Annotated in this window: 9 protein-coding genes; 2 read left to right on the top strand and 7 right to left on the bottom strand. The window is 68.0% G+C overall.

Going from position 1 to position 16345, the window contains the following annotated elements; translation table 11 throughout:
- Positions 1–40: 40 nt before the first annotated feature.
- The 6 genes from OID54_RS28795 to OID54_RS28770 form a co-directional block, all read right to left on the bottom strand.
- Positions 41–2152: a DEAD/DEAH box helicase gene (locus OID54_RS28795; RefSeq protein WP_329027851.1), complete on the bottom strand. Its 2112-nt coding sequence runs from the start codon at positions 2150–2152 to the stop codon at positions 41–43.
- A 152-nt stretch (positions 2153–2304) separates the two neighbouring features.
- Positions 2305–3642 carry a BREX system ATP-binding protein BrxD gene (gene brxD, locus OID54_RS28790; RefSeq protein WP_329027850.1) on the bottom strand — a complete coding sequence of 446 codons (1338 nt, stop codon included), beginning with the start codon at positions 3640–3642 and terminating at the stop codon, positions 2305–2307.
- A 152-nt stretch (positions 3643–3794) separates the two neighbouring features.
- A complete protein-coding gene (gene pglZ / locus OID54_RS28785) occupies positions 3795–6791 on the bottom strand; it encodes a BREX-2 system phosphatase PglZ (RefSeq protein WP_329024166.1) in 2997 nt (998 codons plus the stop codon).
- On the bottom strand, positions 6788–10717 hold the full coding sequence (gene pglY, locus OID54_RS28780; RefSeq protein WP_329024165.1) for a BREX-2 system ATPase PglY: 3930 nt from the start codon (positions 10715–10717) through the stop codon (positions 6788–6790). Before pglY ends, pglZ begins: the two co-directional genes overlap by 4 nt.
- A gap of 210 nt (positions 10718–10927) precedes the next feature.
- Entirely contained in the window at positions 10928–11155 is a 228-nt protein-coding gene (locus OID54_RS28775; RefSeq protein WP_329024164.1) for a hypothetical protein, read from the bottom strand.
- Positions 11152–11409, bottom strand: coding sequence for a hypothetical protein (locus tag OID54_RS28770; protein WP_329024163.1), 258 nt, complete (start codon positions 11407–11409; stop codon positions 11152–11154). The genes OID54_RS28775 and OID54_RS28770 overlap by 4 nt, the downstream gene beginning before the upstream one ends.
- Before the next feature lie 192 nt (positions 11410–11601).
- Between OID54_RS28770 and OID54_RS28765 the strand changes: the two genes are divergently transcribed.
- Together OID54_RS28765 and OID54_RS28760 are read left to right on the top strand one after the other, a co-directional pair.
- Positions 11602–12444 (top strand): helix-turn-helix domain-containing protein, encoded by an 843-nt coding sequence (locus tag OID54_RS28765; RefSeq protein ID WP_329024162.1) that lies wholly within the window; start codon positions 11602–11604, stop codon positions 12442–12444.
- Entirely contained in the window at positions 12426–12635 is a 210-nt protein-coding gene (locus OID54_RS28760) for a DUF397 domain-containing protein (RefSeq protein WP_329024160.1), read from the top strand. The genes OID54_RS28765 and OID54_RS28760 overlap by 19 nt, the downstream gene beginning before the upstream one ends.
- Positions 12636–12721: 86 nt before the next feature.
- On the opposite strand, the gene pglX is transcribed toward OID54_RS28760, so the two are convergent.
- A complete protein-coding gene (pglX, locus tag OID54_RS28755; protein WP_329024158.1) occupies positions 12722–16315 on the bottom strand; it encodes a BREX-2 system adenine-specific DNA-methyltransferase PglX in 3594 nt (1197 codons plus the stop codon).
- Positions 16316–16345 lie beyond the last annotated feature (30 nt).

Below are 16345 nucleotides of genomic sequence, written 5' to 3'. Positions count from 1 at the left end.
CAGCCCGTGTTGTGGGACCGTTGTCAATCGGCCGACAACTTCAGATGGATCGTCCAACCTGGAAGCGCACCGGCTCCTCCAGGGCTGCGCGTGCTCCCTCGAAGTCGGCCATGCGCGCGGCGAGGGTGGCCACCGCGAGGCGCTGTGGCAGGGCGGCCGAGAACTTCAGTCCCCTCACCGCGCGGTGGTCGACGTCCGGGAGTACGAGCGCGGCGCCTGCGCCGGCTCCTTCGAGGGCCGAGCGCCAGAGGTCAGGGGTCAGGTCCTCGCGCAGTCTCAGACAGCAGTCGGTCGGGCGTTGGACAGGGTCTGCGATCGACGGGAGGGTGGCGGCGAGGGTCGCGTTGGCACGGTATCCCGCCCAGGTCCACCAGTGGACGTCACTACCCAGGCGGGTCACCAGAGTGCCGCCGGGGTGGACCAGGTCCGGGGCTTCGTCCTGCCGCCACTCCGCCAGACATGCCTGCGCCCGGGTGGTGAGCGCTACTTGGGGATCGGCTCCGAGGAGCACCTCTCGCATCGCCCGGGTCAGGGTGTAGGAGAGTCCGGCGATGCCGCCGCCCGTCCACTTGGCGACGCCGCCGCCGTCGGCGGGTTCGACGAAGACCCGTCTGCGGCCCCAGTCGATGAACGTCACCTGCCAACTGCGCCCGCCGAGGAGTAGCCGGCGCGGTCCCGGTCGTTCCTCGGTCAGTACCGAAGGGTCGGTCTGTCCGATCTCGGTGCGCCCCGACAAGACGGTGAACTGCGGGGGTGCGGTGAAGGAAGCGGTCAGCTCGATGAAGTGGCGGTGGCCGAAGCGGCGTTCCGCCTCGGGGCCGATGAACAGCATCCCGCCGTCCTCGTCGAGGAAGCCCTCGCCGACCAGATGCCGAAGGATGGGGGTCGCCGAGCGGTCGAAGGGCGCGAGTCCGTTCCAGAGTTCCGGCCACAACCGGTCCCCCACTCTGTGCTGTTGGAGGGTGGCGGCGAGGAGTTGCTGTGCGACGAGGTGGCGGGGTTCCGGCGGTGGGGTGACCGCTTCGACCCACCCCCTCCCCCAGAGCAGCAGCAGCGCCGCGGCCTGGAGCAGGGTGTCCTTGCGGGTGGCGAGGAGGAGGCAGTTGCGGGTGCTGCCCGGCCGTCGCCCGGTGCGGCCGATGCGCTGGAGGAAGGAGGCCACGGTACTGGGCGAGTCGATCTGGATCACGCGGTCTAGGTCGCCGACGTCGATGCCGAGTTCCAGAGTGGACGTGGAGACGATGACGCAGTCCCGCGCCTCGGCGAACGCCTGCTCGGATCTGGCTCTCTCGTCGACGGAGAGCGAGGCATGGGAGAGGAAGGCGGTCACCTCGCGGGCCCGCAGCGCCGCACCGAGTTCCTCGACCTGGCGTCTCGATTCGCAGAACACCAGGCGCTTCTCGCCCCGGTGCAGGGCGGCTATGAGTTTGGCGGCGTTGCCGAGGGAACCCACGTAGTCCAATTCCACCCGGCCTGGCGGCGGTGTGCTCACCGAGATGGGGGCCGCGCCCGGAGCCATGGAACGGCCCGGGTCGAGGTCCGGTGCGACGACCCGACCTGGGCGTTTCCCCACGCCCGCCCCCTGGAGCCAGTTGAGGAGCTGCTGTGGATTTCCGACCGTCGCCGACAGTCCGATGCGCTGGATGGGGCGTCCGGTGACCTGTTCCAGCCGTTCCAGTACGGCGAGCAGATGCCAGCCGCGATCGTCGCCCGCGAAGGCGTGCACCTCGTCGACGACGACCGCCCGGACTCCGCCGAGCAGCCGGGCGTGGTCGGTCTTCACCCCGATGAGCATGGCCTCCAGGGACTCGGGGGTGGTGAGGAGGATGTCGGGTCCGTCGGTACGGATGCGCTGCCGTTGTGATTCCTTGGTGTCCCCGTGCCACAGTTCCGCACGGCGCCCGAGCCACTGGGCGTAGGAGTCGACACGGGTCACCAGGTTGTTGAGGAGCGCCTTGAGGGGGCAGAGGTAGAGCACGGAGGTGCCGGACCAGCGCTGTTCGGACATCGCGGAGAGGATCGGCAGACAGGCCGCCTCGGTCTTGCCGCCCGCGGTGGGGGCGAGCAGTATCGCGTCCTCGCCGTCCATCAGCGGCTGGATCGCGGCCCGTTGGAGAGGACGCAGGTCGGGCCAGCCGAGGGTGTTCACCACATGGTGGAGTACGACGGGGTCGAGCCGGTCGACGGGGTCGCTCGGGGCGACCGGCGCGGGGTGACCGGGCGTTTCCCGGGGGGAATCGAGGTCGTCCCCTGCCCGGTCGTCGTACGGTCCGGGGTGGTCGTCGTTCGGTCCGGGGCCGTCCCTCACACGTCGTCCAGGTCGATGTCGCCGGCTGTCACAGCGGTGGCGAGGTTCCGTTCGACGTCGGTGAGTTCGCTGCTGGTGACCGTGAGGCGGTAGTGGCGGCGGGGGTCGAAGTCGTCGAACTGGTCGACCCGGTCCAGGACGTCGCCGACGAGCTTCTTCAGAAAGAGCCGGGGGGCGACTCCGGTCTTCCCGCCGAGGGCTCCGCCGACCGCGCGGGCGAGGTCGGCGACGTACGCGTCGTCCACGAGTGCCTTGACCCGGTCGGGGGCGCCGGCCCCTTCCGCGTATAGGTCCCGGATGGTCGTGCCGAGGCCGATCAGTGACTCCTGGGTGAAGCCGGGAAGGCGCAGTTGGACGGCGCGCGGGTTGTCGAAGCGCGGGTCGGTGGTGAAGTCGGTGGCGAGGCGTTGGGCGAGCGGGGCGAGGCGCTGGACACCCTGCGGGCCGTCGTAGAACGCCGGGGTGCCGGTGATCACCAGGTAGAGCCCGGGGAAGCGACCGGAGTGGACCTCGTCGATGAGTTGCCGCAGCGCGTTCAGTGCCTTGTCGCGGGCGTCCGACCGGACGCGCTGAAGGGTCTCCACCTCGTCCAGGACGACGAACAGCCCGCGGTGCCCGGAATCGCGCAGGACGGTCAACAGCCCCTGGAGGAAGCCGAGGGCTCCGAAGTGGTCGAGGTCGCCGCGCACTCCGGCGGAGCGGCGTGCCGCCGCGGCCACATGGGGTTGGCCGCCGAGCCAGGCGAGGACGGCCGCGGCCGTGGTCTCGTCGCCCGCGGCGAGGGCGGCCCGGTAGCCGCGGAGTGCGGTCGCGAAGGACGGGGCGTGCCGGGAGACCTCGGCCAGCCGGGCGGTCAGCAGCTTCTCGACTTCGGCGGGGAGTTCGTCCTCGGTGGCCCCGGCCGCGAGGGAGTCCTCCTCCAGTGCGTAGAACCAGGCGTCCACGACGGGCCTCAGGGCGCTCGGCGGGAAGCTCGCGGTGGCCAGGCGCTCGGTGAGGCGCCGGTAGACGGTCTCCAGCCGGTGCAGCGGTGTCTCGGTCTCCGAGATCTGGATCTCGGCCACGGCCAGGCCCCGCCGCTTGGCCCGCTCCCCCAGCCAGCGGGTGAAGAACGTCTTGCCCGATCCGTATTCGCCCCGGACGGCCTTGAAAACGGATGCGCCGGAGGCGACCGCGTCCAGTTCGGAGTTGAGGGCGGCCTCGTACCGGTCCAGGCCGGTGGCCAGCAGGTCCAGTCCGCTTTCGGGTACGGCGCCACGCCGCAGCGCGTCCAGGACGGTTCGGCGGCGGCCGGCGGAGACGGACGTGGTGGAGGCGGTGGTGGGACGGGGCACGATCACCGGGTCAGTCTCCCATCCGTGCCGGATTGCGGAGTCGTCCAAGCGTTGGGCTTCCTCTCGGTCGAGCGGTCGGTCCGGAGGGCGGGCTGGTCAGGGGGTGCGGACGGGCTGCACGGCCCGTCCGTACCCGAGGGTGTGACCGTGCGTCACCCAAGTCCGAACTGGGCGCGCAGCAAAGACGCGTGCAGCCGGAGGGTTCGCCCGTCGGGAAGTGTCTCCAGGACCTGTACGCCGTCGTAGTTGAGGAGTTGGCGCAGTACGGCGGCGAAGCCGTCCGCCCGCCCGGCCGGGTAGTCGACGCGCTGTGCCAGGGCGGTGACGGGCAGGGTGCCCCCGGCGTCGAGGAGTGCGCGGACCGCCTTCTCCACCTTGTCCATGGGTGGTTTGCGGGCGAGGACGGCAACCTGGTCCCGGAGGGTGTCCGAGGCGAGGAGCCCCTCGATCAGGGCGTCGTCCGGTGAGACCAGGACGGGTGTGATGAGGCTCTGTTCGTCCTGGTCGGAGGGCACCAGGGCGACGTCGAAGAGCGAGTCGTGCGTCTGGGCGAGCTGGGCCTGTGCCTTGGTCGGTTTCGCCCGTCCCGGCTTCTCGGGTGCGGCGGGAGCCATTGCCGGTACGGGAGCGGGAGCGGCGGATGGCCGGGGCCGGCCGTCCGAGGTCCACCACGGCGGACTCGGGTCGCCCAGCTCGCGCCAGTTCGCGGGTGGGGTGGCGCCGAAGGGGAGGAAGGCGAGGACGGGGATGGTGAACTCGCGCAGGGACGAGCCACCGTGATAGCCCGCTTTGAGGGCGGTGTATCGCGAGTCCGTGTCCCACAGCGCGACGATCGAGGCACCGGGTTCGGGCCAGACGACCCGCGGGCCATGGAGCGCGACCTCCGAGGCGGCCAGCGGCCCACCGGGGGTCCGGTGGCGGGCGGACTCCGGTGCTGCCGCCTCCACTCGGACACCGTGCCGGTCGACGACGTGTCCGTGGTCGCTGGTGAGGATGACCGCCATGCCCTGGGCGGCGGCGACCCGGAGCAGATCGCGCAGCCGTCCTATCTCGTCGATGCGCCAGGCGCCGTCGCCGAGTTTCTGCTCCTTGCCGAGGCGGTCGTCGATGGTGTTGAGGACGACGGCGACATGGGTCCGCTCATCGCCGAGGGCTTCGGTGAGGGCCGGGCCGAAGGTGTCGCCGGAGCCTTCGGCGCGTAGATCGTCCTTGTGGAAGACGGCGGCGGGCGCACCGCCCCAGAACGCGTGGGCGGCGAAGAGCCGCTTCTCATCGGCCTGGTTCCCCTTCATCAGGCGTCCCGCGAAGAGGGAGGTGCGGCAGACCGCCGTCACTGTGGGCAGGGCGGCGGCCATCGCCCGTCGGCCCGGCGCACCGCCCCGGTCCGGGGTGAGCGGGTCGAATTCGGCCCAGGAGGCGCGTAGTTCCTCGCCGAGTTCGGTGGCGATGGCCGAGCTCATCCCATCGAGTACGAGCAGCAGGACACGGCGTCCGCTGCCGTCCCGGGCGACCGGTTTGACGACCCGTTCGAGGAAGGTCTCGACCGTCAGCATCGCTCCGGGCCCGGTCCCGTCGGCGGTCCAGTTCGCGAGGTCGGCGGCGAAGGAGCGGTCGATCTCATGCCGCTTGCGGCGTACCCGGGTGCCGAGCACGTCGTACGCGGACTTGAGGACCGGGTCCGGGTCGCCGCCCGCCTCGATGTGTTCCAGTGCCCGGTCCACCCAGCCGGTTTCGGCGATCTGGCGGTCCATGGCTGCGGCCACCGTGTCGGAGCAGAGGTCCGGTTCGCCGGCCAGCCACTGGGCGAGCCGCTGGCCCATCCGGGCCCGTTCCAGCCGGGCCCGGGTCTCGGGCCCATCGGCGCGCAGGTGGTCGCCGAGTGCGCGTACGGCCTCCGAGATCGCTTCGGGACCTTGGGAGGCGAGTGCCCGTCCGACGGTGGCGAACCGGGCCTCCAGACCGGCCGCGAGGAGGGGGCTGGCCGCGGCAGCGGCTTCGGCACCGAACTGGCGGACCAGTGCGGACGCCCGGTCCAGGACGGTTTCGCCGGTCCTCCTGGCCTGCCGGGCTTCTTCCCTGTCCCCCGCCGTGGCGCGGGCGGCGGTGGCGAGCAGGGTGGAGACGTACTCCTCGGTGGCCGATGCGAAACGGGACACCAGGGCGTCGAGTTCTTCGCCGGAGGCCGGGGGCTGTTCGCCGAACCAGCGTTCAGCGCGGCCCCGAGCACGGTAGCCGTCGGCATCCGGTTCGCCGTGCAGCCACAGGGCCGCGCAGACGAGGCCGAAGGCCACGGCCTCTGTGCCGTGTTCGGCGTCGACCAGGGCGAGCAGGGCCCGTCCGGCAGGACCGGCCTGGTCCTCCTCGCCGAGGAAGGCGGCGAGTCCCGAGCGTTCGGGGCCGCGCAGTTCCAGCAGGCGTTCCGGGCCACCGGGGGTCAGGGACCAGGCGAGCAGGGCATGGGGGTCGAGGCTGTCGCTCGCGGGGGCGCGGCCCGTGACGGCAGTGTCGGTGTCGGTGTTGTAGCGGCCGAGGCGCAGACGGCGCAGTGCCAGGGCGGAGAGTGCGGTGCGCCGGGAGAGCATGCCGCCCGCCAGCGGGGGCCAGCCGCCGGGCGGGGTGGCGCCGAGGAGGGCTTCGGCGGCCCAGTTGACGTCCTTGAGGCGTGGGTCGACCTGTTCGGCGCCGAACGCCTCGCGGACCACGTCCCAGCTGTCGACGTTCTCGATGCGGGGTTTGTGGGCGCGGGCGAGGATCGCCGGGTCGAGTTCGCTCTGTTCGCGGTCGGTGAGGATGACGAGCACGGCCGGGCCGCTTGGGTCGGCGGCGCCGGCCGTCCCGGCTCCCAGGTGGTCGAGGAGGAGTTCATGGATGGCGAGCGGGGAGGGCGCGGCCACGATCCGGGCGGTGAGCCCCTCGCCCCATACGGGTTCGACGGGTCCATCCCACTGCGGGGCGGACCGCAGCAGCACCGCCCTGCGCTTGCCCTCTCCCTCGGGGGTTCCGGCCGGGGAGAGGGTCGAAGCCTCGTCCCGAGTCACGGCAGGAAGCCGGGTGAGGGACGCAGCGAGGGAGCGCTGTGACGACAGGTACTGGGTGACGGTCGCGAGGTTCAGCCGGACGGCGGCCGATGTGGTGGCTTGCGCGCTCATCGGTCGACCACCTTCCAGGTGATTTCGATGGTGGCGCCCGGCTCCCTGGCGGCCAGTTCGGCAAGGTCGGCCTGGAGTTCGGCCGCCGCACGGGCTGCGGTGGTGCGTCCGCCGCCGGAGCGGGGGGTCCGCTTCAGGGGGGAGGGCTGGGACGGCAGCGACAGGAGCCCGTCGATACGGGGGTCGCTGGTGTCCGTGTTCAGTGTCACCGTCCCGGCCCCGGGAGCGGGGGTGGCCGGTTCGGGGGTGACGATCACAGGCGGTGGGGTGGCCGCCGCCCGGTTGCGCTTCACCAGCGCGAGGACTTCTCGCTGGGTGTGGGCCAGGGCTTCCTTCAGATCCCTGGTCCGCTGGTCACAGCGGGCCACCTCACGCAGGGAGTCGAGAAGCGCCCGACCTTCGGGCCCTTCGGCCGAGGCGAGGTCCAGGGTGGTCCAGGAGGCCGCGTCCAGCGCCTGGACGACCTTGCCCGCCTGTTTGACCGACACTCCGTAGCGGTCCGCGCCGACCTGGCCGAGGTCGAACCCCGCCAGGGCTTCCACCGTCTTCTTCGCTCCGGCCGCGCCTTGGCCCGCGCCCTGGGTGAGTTCCTTCAGCAGGGCGGCTGACCTGCGGGCGAGGGCGAGCCGTCCGGTCTCGTCCGTCTCGTCGAGCTGGAGGAATCCGGCGTGCTCCTCCAGCTTCGCGACCAGTTCCGCGGCGGACTCCTGGTGGGCGCCCGCCTGCTGGGCTATCTGCCGGGCGAACTGGTTGACCATGCGCCCTCGCCTGAGCGTGGGCGCATGTTCGCCGAAGATCGCCATATAGCGTTGCCGGGCCGTCTCCCACTCCTCCTCGGCGGGCAGCGGCTGGCTGCGCAGCGCGTCGCGGTCCTTGACCTGCGACAGTTCGGGTGCCGGGTCGAGCGGCATCCCCGCCCGCACCCACACCCGGTCGTCCATCTCGGCGAAGGACGCGACGACGAGCCGGGCCAGGTGCTCGGGCAGTCCGCGCGGGCTGGGCCGGTCCGTCCAGTCGGTGAGGGTGATCAGGGTGAGGTCCCCGGTGACGCCCTTCTCGCGGGCGAGCTGCCGGAAGTGGTCGGCCCAGTAGGTGGAGAGCTCGAAGTACGCCTCCTTCTGCCGCCCCAGCCCCAGCGGCCCGGCGATGCGCCGCATCAGCGCCCGGTCACCGGCCGGGACTTCGGTACGGCCGTCGCGGGCCTCGGCGGCGGCCCGGACATGGGTGAACACCTTGCGGGCGTCACCGGTCTTGACGGCCGTCCCGCTGTTCTCGGGATCGAGCTCCGGATGGTCGGGGTACTGGGCGGCGAGGAGCTTGCCCGCGATGTGCCGGATTCCGTCGTGCAGGGTCTGGCCGATGGAGAGGGTGAGGCCGTCCACCTCGCGGAGCGATTCGAGGTGGTCGCTAAAGCCGACCTCGACATCGGCGGGCTTCTTCTCGGCGAGTCCGTACGCCTGCTTGAAGGCCGCCTTGACGTTCTTCAGCAGGGATTCGCGCTGGGTCTCCAGGAGGCCCTTGGCGCGGGCCCGGTTGTCGGCGTTGAGATGGGCCGCGTACTGGGTGTCGAAGCGCTGGCCGTCCGCGAGTGCCCGGTCGATCACAACGAGCCTGCGGAAGTCCCCGTACCGCTGGGCGGCGAGGTGGGTGGGGAGCCAGGCGACGGTACGGGACCTTTCGCCCTGCTGCTTCTCGCGGAGCCGACGGACGCGGTTGGCGTCCTCGACGGGTCCGTACTCACCGTCGTCGAACGGCAGGTCGATGGCGAGGCGCCAGCGACCCTCCTCCTGGGGTATCAGGTCGTGGTCGGGGAGTTCGTCCTCGTCCGCGATGTTCCCGAAGATCACTTCGACGGTGCGCTCCGTGCCCCGCCAGACGAGGTTCAGCTCATCGGTCAGCCGGCCCTGCTCGATGCCGAGTTCGGCGGCGAGCAGACGCTTGGCGAGCGCCAGGCGGTTGCCCGGGTTGTCGTTGACGTTGGCGTTGGCGATGACCGAGTCGACGTCGACGCCGGAGAGCTCCAGACGGACACCCGGGTTCGCGTCGGTGCCGGTCTCCTTGATCTCCGGGAAGCGGCCGGCCCACTCGGCGACCTTGTTCTTGAGGATGCCGTACTCACGGCCGGGGATCGGGGCGACCACGGAGCCGTAGTTCAGTGCGGAGAGCCGTCGGATCGTCAGATCGGCGAGGGCGGGCACGCTGGGGGCGAGCGCGGAGAGCAGCAGGGTGCCGATGATCCGGTTGTCGCCGGTGAAGGTCTTCACCCGGCCCTTCAGGCCCCGGTCGGTGATGCTGTCGGGGCGGTGGGTGTACTGCTCCACGTCCTCTTCGGACACGTTGTACGTGGCGAGAAGGTACGGGCGCAGCTTGGTCCGGTACAGCTTGTCGGCGGCCTCGAAGACGACGCGCATGCTGTCGCTGAACGGCTTGTCGCCGCCCGCTGTTATCAGCGGGTACAGCTCGCCGACCGGGATCAGATCGCCCAGGCGCAGTTGGTCGCGGTGGTTTGCGAGGAGTTGACCCATGAGCTTCATGCCGGTCCGGTTGCGCTGGAGCGCGGAGGAGACATGGACGAGGGTGTCCATGAACGCCGGGGAGAAGGGGTACGTGAGGCGGAAGCTCTCCTCGTCGGCTCCGACGCCGCCACTGCCCCCGTCTGAGCCGAGGAGGGTGTCCCAGACCTCCTGGCGGACCTTGCGGGTCTTCTCGAACTCGCTGGTGACGAGGGCGGCGGCCTCGGGGCTCTTGGGCCGCAGAAGGCGGGCCTGGGCGATCTGGGGGAGGTTGCGGTCCTCCAGCGTGATCTTGTCGAAGCGGCCGGACGCCTGGTTGAGGGTGTCCTGGATGGCGGACTCGGCCGCCCCGGACAGTTCCTCGCCGACGAGTTCACGGAGATCGCGCTGCCGGGCGATGAAGGAGACGATGGGGATGGCCCGACGGGCGTCCGCGCCCTCAACGAAGTTGGTGATCTTGCCTGCCTCGCGCCCCACCGTCTTCGTCTCGTGGATGAGGGTGGCGAGCCAGAGGATCAGTTCGTCGAGGAAGAGGATCAGGCCGTCGTAGCCGAGTTCCTTGGCGTGGGCGGCGATGACGGAGAGACCCGCGTCGAGCGAGATGAATCCGTTCTCGCTCTCGGTGGCGTGCTGGGCGAAGCCGGGGCGGAGGTTGGTGATGGCGTCCTGGACGAGACGTGCCCGCAGCTCCATGGGGGTGGTGGGGTGGAGCATGTTGAACCCCTCCACCTCCTCATGGTTCTCCTCGGCGGCGAGGGCGGTGTCGAGGAGGGCAGGGGTCCAGGCGAAGGACTCGCCCCACTCGTCGTCCTCGTCGGCGACCTCGATGGCGGCCTCGTCGAGCGGGATGAGTGTGGCGAGTCCCTTGATGACGGACTCGTCGCCCATCCGGGCCCGCATGGCCCGGATGTCGGCGAAGAGCGCGTCGGTGCGGTAGACCTGCGGGGTGGGGGCCTCGGGGTGGAGCTTCTTGACATGGGTGACATAGGTGCCGAGGACCCGCTGCTCCAGGGCCTTCGCCCCGAGCATGTGGTACGGCACGAGCAGGAACTTCTTGCCGTCGGTACCGAGCCACTGATGCTTGGTCAGTACGGGGTCGAAGTCCTCCCGCCCGTGCGCGGCCGGACTGCCGCTGAGGAGCGCGTGCAGCACCGCCATGAAGTGCGACTTACCAGAACCGAACGATCCGTGAAGGTACGCGGCCTTCGAAGCGCGTCCGTCGAGTGACGCCTTGATCAGGCCGAGTGCCTCGTCGTAGTTCTCCAGCAGACGTTCCGTGACCACATAGTCCCTGAGCGCGCGTTCGGCGCCTTCCGGGGTCGTCGCCTCGGAGAGCTGGAGAACGAAGTCGGACGTGGAGATCGACTCTTTGATGTTGATGACATCGCGGAGCAGGGGCGGCTGCTGGGCCATTGTGTGTGTCGCTCACCTTCTGACGGCACCCGCCGCCGCTGTCCGCGCCGGGCTCTGGCCGACGTACCAAGGACCGTAATGACGGACATTGTCCGTCAACGGCGTTGGTTGCAACCCCCCAGCGGCAATCTTCTACCTCACAGCATGTCAGCAACAACTGACCATCTGTCGCTCGTCACGGGTGCTATCTGCCGGAGGGTCAGACTCCGTTCAGTGGTCGGGAAGCCATCTACGGCTCCGGGCGTTGATCTCGGCGATGCGTGCGCTCAACTCCTCCAAGTCGTTCAGCCGCTGAAGGTGGACGGGGTCGGCGTCCCACGCACGACCGCCACCGAGGGGGCGGAGTTGTAGGTACGGGCCGAGGCGGGCCATCACGACGCCGACCCGGTCGCGCTGGAGGTCCCGGACGGTCTGTCCGATGTCGAGTTCGTCCGTCATCGGGGGATGCCCTGCTCGATCACGGCCGCAAGGGCGAGCGCCACCGGCGCCGAGCAGACGCCGAGGTGGACCAGAGCGCCCCGGGTCTCGTCGGACCAGGGGCTGCGGATGTCCATGGCGGGCAGTTGGATACCGGCGCGGCTCAGAGCCTGGGCGAGGGCGTCCCGGGCTTCGACAGCCTCTTGGATCTTGTGCGGGGCCGCCTGGACGGGGGTGGCGGGCAGCGCGTCGGCAGTTCGTTGTTCCGTGGTCATGGGGGTGTACTCCTTCGGCCGTTTCTACGGACTTCCCTGACCGGATCGCACACCGTGGATTACCGTGCGTAGTCCGGTCATTACGAGGATGTATCCGGAGAAGGCCGCCGATGTCGCGGATGGGCCACCGCTGCCCTGTTACGCGGTGTTGCTTCCACACCTTCCACGGACCGTCACGGAAGGGAGCCGACCATGCCGCCACGTCGGGCGATCAGCGGCCGAAGCCAGGAGCCACGGCAACGCTTCGCGGAGGAGGTCCGCAAGTTACGGACGGCCAGCGGAACGAGCCTGCGCCAACTCGGCGAACGGCTCGGCTGGGACTACTCGCTGTTCGGCAAGATGGAGAAGGGCGAGACGCTGAGCAGCCCGGATGTCGTCCAGGCCCTCGACACGCACTACGGGACGTCGGGGATGCTGCTGGCCCTGTGGGAACTGGCGGCGAGGGACCATACGCAGTTCCGGGAGCGGTACCGGCGGTACATGGCGCTGGAGGCGGAGGCGGTGAGCTTGTGGCACTTCGCGGTGAGTGTGCTGCCGGGGTTGCTTCAGACGGCGGGGTACGCGGGCGAGTTGCTGAGCGCGGGCGGCTTCAAGGGGGATGAGCTGACGCGTCAGGTGGAGGCGCGAGTAGGGCGACAGGAGCTGCTGGAGGGCGAGGATGCACCGCCGTTCCGGACGATTCTGTCGGAGGCTGCGTTGCGGACGGCCTTGCGGGATGAGCAAGCGTGGCGGCAGCAACTGGAGTATCTGGCTGAGGCGGCTGAGCGTCCGAACGTGACTCTTCAGGTGCTCCCGCAAAACGCTGGGCTGCACGGCTTGTCGAGCACCGACGTCTGGTTTCTGCGGCTTCCGGACGCCCGCACGGTGGCGTACACGGAGAACGGCTACGGAGGCGAACTCATCGAAGATCACGCCGCAGTGGAGCGTATGCAACGTGCGTACGATATGACCCGCGACCTGGCCCTGTCGCCTGCCGAGTCGCGGAAATTCGTCCTGCGCATGTTGGAGGAACTGCCGTGCGATCAATCGATCTGACCGCCGCAACCTGGCGCAAGAGCAGCTACAGCAATCAGGACGGCGGTGCGTGCGTCGAAGTCTCGGACGGCTTCGATGGCACCATCCCTGTACGGGACAGCAAGAACCCGAGCGGTCCTGTTCTCGTCTTCCCATCGGGTGAGTGGTCGTCCTTCGTGACCGCCGTCAAGGACGGGCATCTACCTGCCTGAACACTGCTTGAGTGCCCGAGCGAACGGCCCCCGTGGCGGGACTTGCGTCCTGCGCTTCACGGGGGCCGTTGTGGTCGTCGGTGGGCCTACTTCTTGGTGGTACGACGCCCACGGGTGGCGGGGGTCGGACGCCAGGCGCGTAGATCGGCATCGGTCAGCCCGTGCTGCCCCTGCACCATCTGCCGATCCCCTCGGAAGAACTCGGCCGGCGAAGCGCCGAAGTCCGGGTCGAACTCATCGTGCCACTGCTCAAGCCACGGCTGAAGCTCCAACAACCCGGCGAGGAACGGCGTCAGCTCCTCGGAGGTCAGCCCCTCGTTTGCGGCGATGTACACATCGAGCGCATATGCCTGCTCCTGATGATCCCAACCGGCCCAGCCGTACAGCTCGGGCGTCGCGGAGTTGGTCTGCCCATAGGAGATGAACCGCTCCTTGGGCACATCGAGCTTCCCCCGGGCCTTCCAGTAGGAAGGCCGCAGGAAGTCAGCAGAGGTGTACTTCGGCGGCACGGGGATGGCATCCCGGATCTTCCGCTTCTCCAACTCGTCCGTCGCGGCGTCCTCCTGCCGCTGGCGGTGCCAGACGTCCTCCCAGTCCAGGCGCTTCTTCAGCCCGGAGGGCTTGTAGCGCAGGGCGGGGAGGAAGGGCACATGCTCATTGGTCATCAGCTCGGCGACGACGACGGGTAGTTCCTTGCGCGGTGCGTAGATCTTGGCAACGGAGACGAAGTCCTCGTCGCGAGAGAGTGCGTCCGTGAGCCGGGAGAGTGCGATGAGTGCTGGCTTGTCGTTCTCGTCGAACCAGTGATCGCGGTTCTCGATCCGATCGAGCAGCCAGGATCGGAGGGCCTTCTCCTGAAGGGAGTCCCAGCCTTCGGTGGCCCAGCGCCGCTTGTACTCGGGCCGCTCGATCATGCCAATGGCACGAGACGACTCGATGACGTCGATCCGCTTCTGGACTACCGCGCGATAAGGGGCTGGCCAGTGGGTCGGGATCTCGGTGATGGGCGTGGAGCCATGACGTTTGAACCACTCGTCGCTGGCCTCACCTGCGGCGACACGCCGGGCGAGCACAATCTCGAATGCACGCTCGCCAAGAGCAAGTTCAGGAACGTCCGAGTCATCGGGTTCCTCGGAGACACACAGGCTCTCAGGGAGCAGCCTATACAGCGAGTAGACCTGCCAGTCCAACTCCTCTTGGAGAGTGATCATGCGACTACGGGTCGAGAGCCAACTGTCGCGAGCATCGCGAAGGGCCTGAGCACTGGGAGTCGTCCTAGCAGCAAGAGTGGGCGGGCTAGTGGTGGTTAGCTTTTGGGCGCAATGGTCCAGAGCAGTGGCGAGAACGGTGGGGTAGGCAAAAGGTAGCGGGAACTCCTCCAACTTAGTTCCGGTAAACTCGAATCGATGCTCCCATAGTTCATCGGAGATACCACCACCAATACCGCCATTACCCTTTGATTGACTCACTTGCTTTAGCCAAAATCCAGCGGTGGAACTATTCAGCAGCCCAAGAAGTTGCAGATGATCCTCCTCACTTGCACCCGCCCTCAGTTTGATTACCGGAGCAGACTGCTTGAAAACTCTACCGCCCCGGTCTAGCACAAAGTGATTGTGCGTGGAAACAAAAGAGAACGCGATAGACAGCGGAGTTCGATACGCAGACGCGGTGAACTGCATATAATCCCACCACTGAAGGCCGGCATCAGCCATGTCCCCCTGAAATGTACGCCGCACTTGGAGCACACGTCGCAAGCTCCAGAGATCATGAGCCAAATCGCCTGGAGCGATCTCCTTCGCATACGGGAACCAGATCGACTCCTCGGACTCAGCATTCCAGTCGCGTACAATCTCACCAATCATTAGAGGGCGAAGCCCTTCACGACTTGCAAAAGTTCGATACGTTTCACGCAAGGGTCGAATATACGCTTCATCCGCCCCCGCACGGATCGCACGGCCAATGGGGACCTCAATTGCTGACTTCATAGGCTGAACGCTAGCCTCATCCAGCTTTTCTACCATTTCGAGTCCACCAGCACCAAGAATCCAAGGTTGCTTGCCAAAATAGCGTTGCCGCTCAAGGTCGTCCACCGATACCCACTGACTGATGGACCCTGGTCTATCAATCTGATCCACAATAGAATTCCAGACCAACCCGTCCTCGGCCCTCTCTGGCGCTACGGGTTCACCCTGAACACTTCGTACCGTACGGACGAAAACTGAACGCCCACTTCCTTCATAGCGCCTACCCACCAAAATGACAGTCGGCGTCCCATGACCAGGAATGTAAGCACCAGAAGTGTCAATTACTTCCGTCAACTCTACGCGGTCGCGCAAATAATTCTCGACTAGCTTGGCCCCAAACTCACGCTTCATAAAGGAGTTGGAAGTAATCTGGCCGATCATTCCGTACCCCTGACCATCGGCACCACCTCGCCTGGAAAGTTCAAAGAACCGCTGGGCAAACGGCACAGACAATGCGTAAGTACCCCCGCAGGAATCATAGAGATCCCGGTACAGCTCATTGAGCTTCTTGTCCTTCACTGTGATATATGGCGGATTCCCCACCACCACGTGATACCGCCCCTGCTCCAGAATCCCAGGGTGCTCGTTCACATCCTCCGTCGCATAAGCGAACTCAACCAGCCGATCCCCGGACTCGCCAATAAGTTCCAGCTCCATTTGCCGGTCCTTGATCAGCGAATCCCCCACAGCTAGATGAATTGGCCAGTCATACGCACTGGCCTCTGCCAGCGTCCGGATGTGCGCTGCCGCCATAGCAGCCATCAGAAGCCGGAACCTCGCCACCGCCACAGCAAACGGATTCAGGTCCACCCCATGAACGGAATCCAGCGCCTCCCGCACCCGCTCGTACCGGTCCTTGCCCGGCTGGCCCTCGCCCCACAGCCGCACCAGCCGCCGGAACGCCCCGAGCACAAAGTGCCCCGACCCGCACGTCGGGTCGATCATCTTCAGGCCCTCGTAGCCGAACTCCCGTACCGCCGGGGTCATCGTCCGGTCGAGGATGAACTCCTCCACGAACTCCGGGGTCTGGAGCAGCGCGTACGTCTTCCGGGCCGCCTCGCTCAGGTCCTGGTACAGGTCGCCCAGGAACCGGGTGTCCCAGCCCTCCGTGCCGTCCTCGTTCAACAGGTCCGTGAAGTCATGGACCAGCACACCCGCCTCGTCCCGCTCACGCCAGAACGTCACCAGCTCCCGCGCACCATCATGTGACAACGGGATCTGGAACAACGGGTTGTGCTTCCGGTTGAAGAGCAGTCGTCCCGCCTGGCCCTGGCCCAGTTCCGCGAACGCCTGCTCCAGCCAGCCACGGAATGTGGGGTCGTCGGCCGTCGACAGATACTCCTCAAAGCGGGCCAACGCCAGGTCCCGACGGTCCGGCTCCGGGGCGGTCACATACGGGTCCGGGATCAGGCGGTTGTCCTCGCAGAAGCGGACGAAGACCGTGCCCAGCACCCAGGCCACCGCGACCTGGGTGACCCGCTCGTCCAGCCAGGAGTTCCATGTGCCGCCCGTACGGCCCAGCTTGCGAGCCTGGTCGTACTCGGCGCGCAAGCGCGCGCCGACCTCCCCGACCGCTTTCACCTGCTGCGACAGATCCGTCTCAACTGCCTTGACCTGCTTCTTCAGGTCATTCAACAGGGCTGTGCGGTCGACCACTTGAGGTCCCCCCTCGGTGCTATCGGACGT

Source organism: Streptomyces sp. NBC_00690, assembly GCF_036226685.1.
Taxonomy (GTDB): domain Bacteria; phylum Actinomycetota; class Actinomycetes; order Streptomycetales; family Streptomycetaceae; genus Streptomyces.
Note: the sequence above shows the minus strand (reverse complement) of the source record. Positions and strands in the feature narration are given on the sequence as shown.

Bases quoted from the DNA above. Each gene is read 5' to 3' on its own strand.
- OID54_RS28765 (WP_329024162.1), top strand. From the start codon at position 11,602: ATGCCGCCACGTCGGGCGATCAGCGGCCGAAGCCAGGAGCCACGGCAA.
- OID54_RS28775 (WP_329024164.1), bottom strand. From the start codon at position 11,155: ATGACGGACGAACTCGACATCGGACAGACCGTCCGGGACCTCCAGCGC.
- OID54_RS28770 (WP_329024163.1), bottom strand. From the start codon at position 11,409: ATGACCACGGAACAACGAACTGCCGACGCGCTGCCCGCCACCCCCGTC.
- pglZ (WP_329024166.1), bottom strand. From the start codon at position 6,791: ATGAGCGCGCAAGCCACCACATCGGCCGCCGTCCGGCTGAACCTCGCG.
- pglY (WP_329024165.1), bottom strand. From the start codon at position 10,717: ATGGCCCAGCAGCCGCCCCTGCTCCGCGATGTCATCAACATCAAAGAG.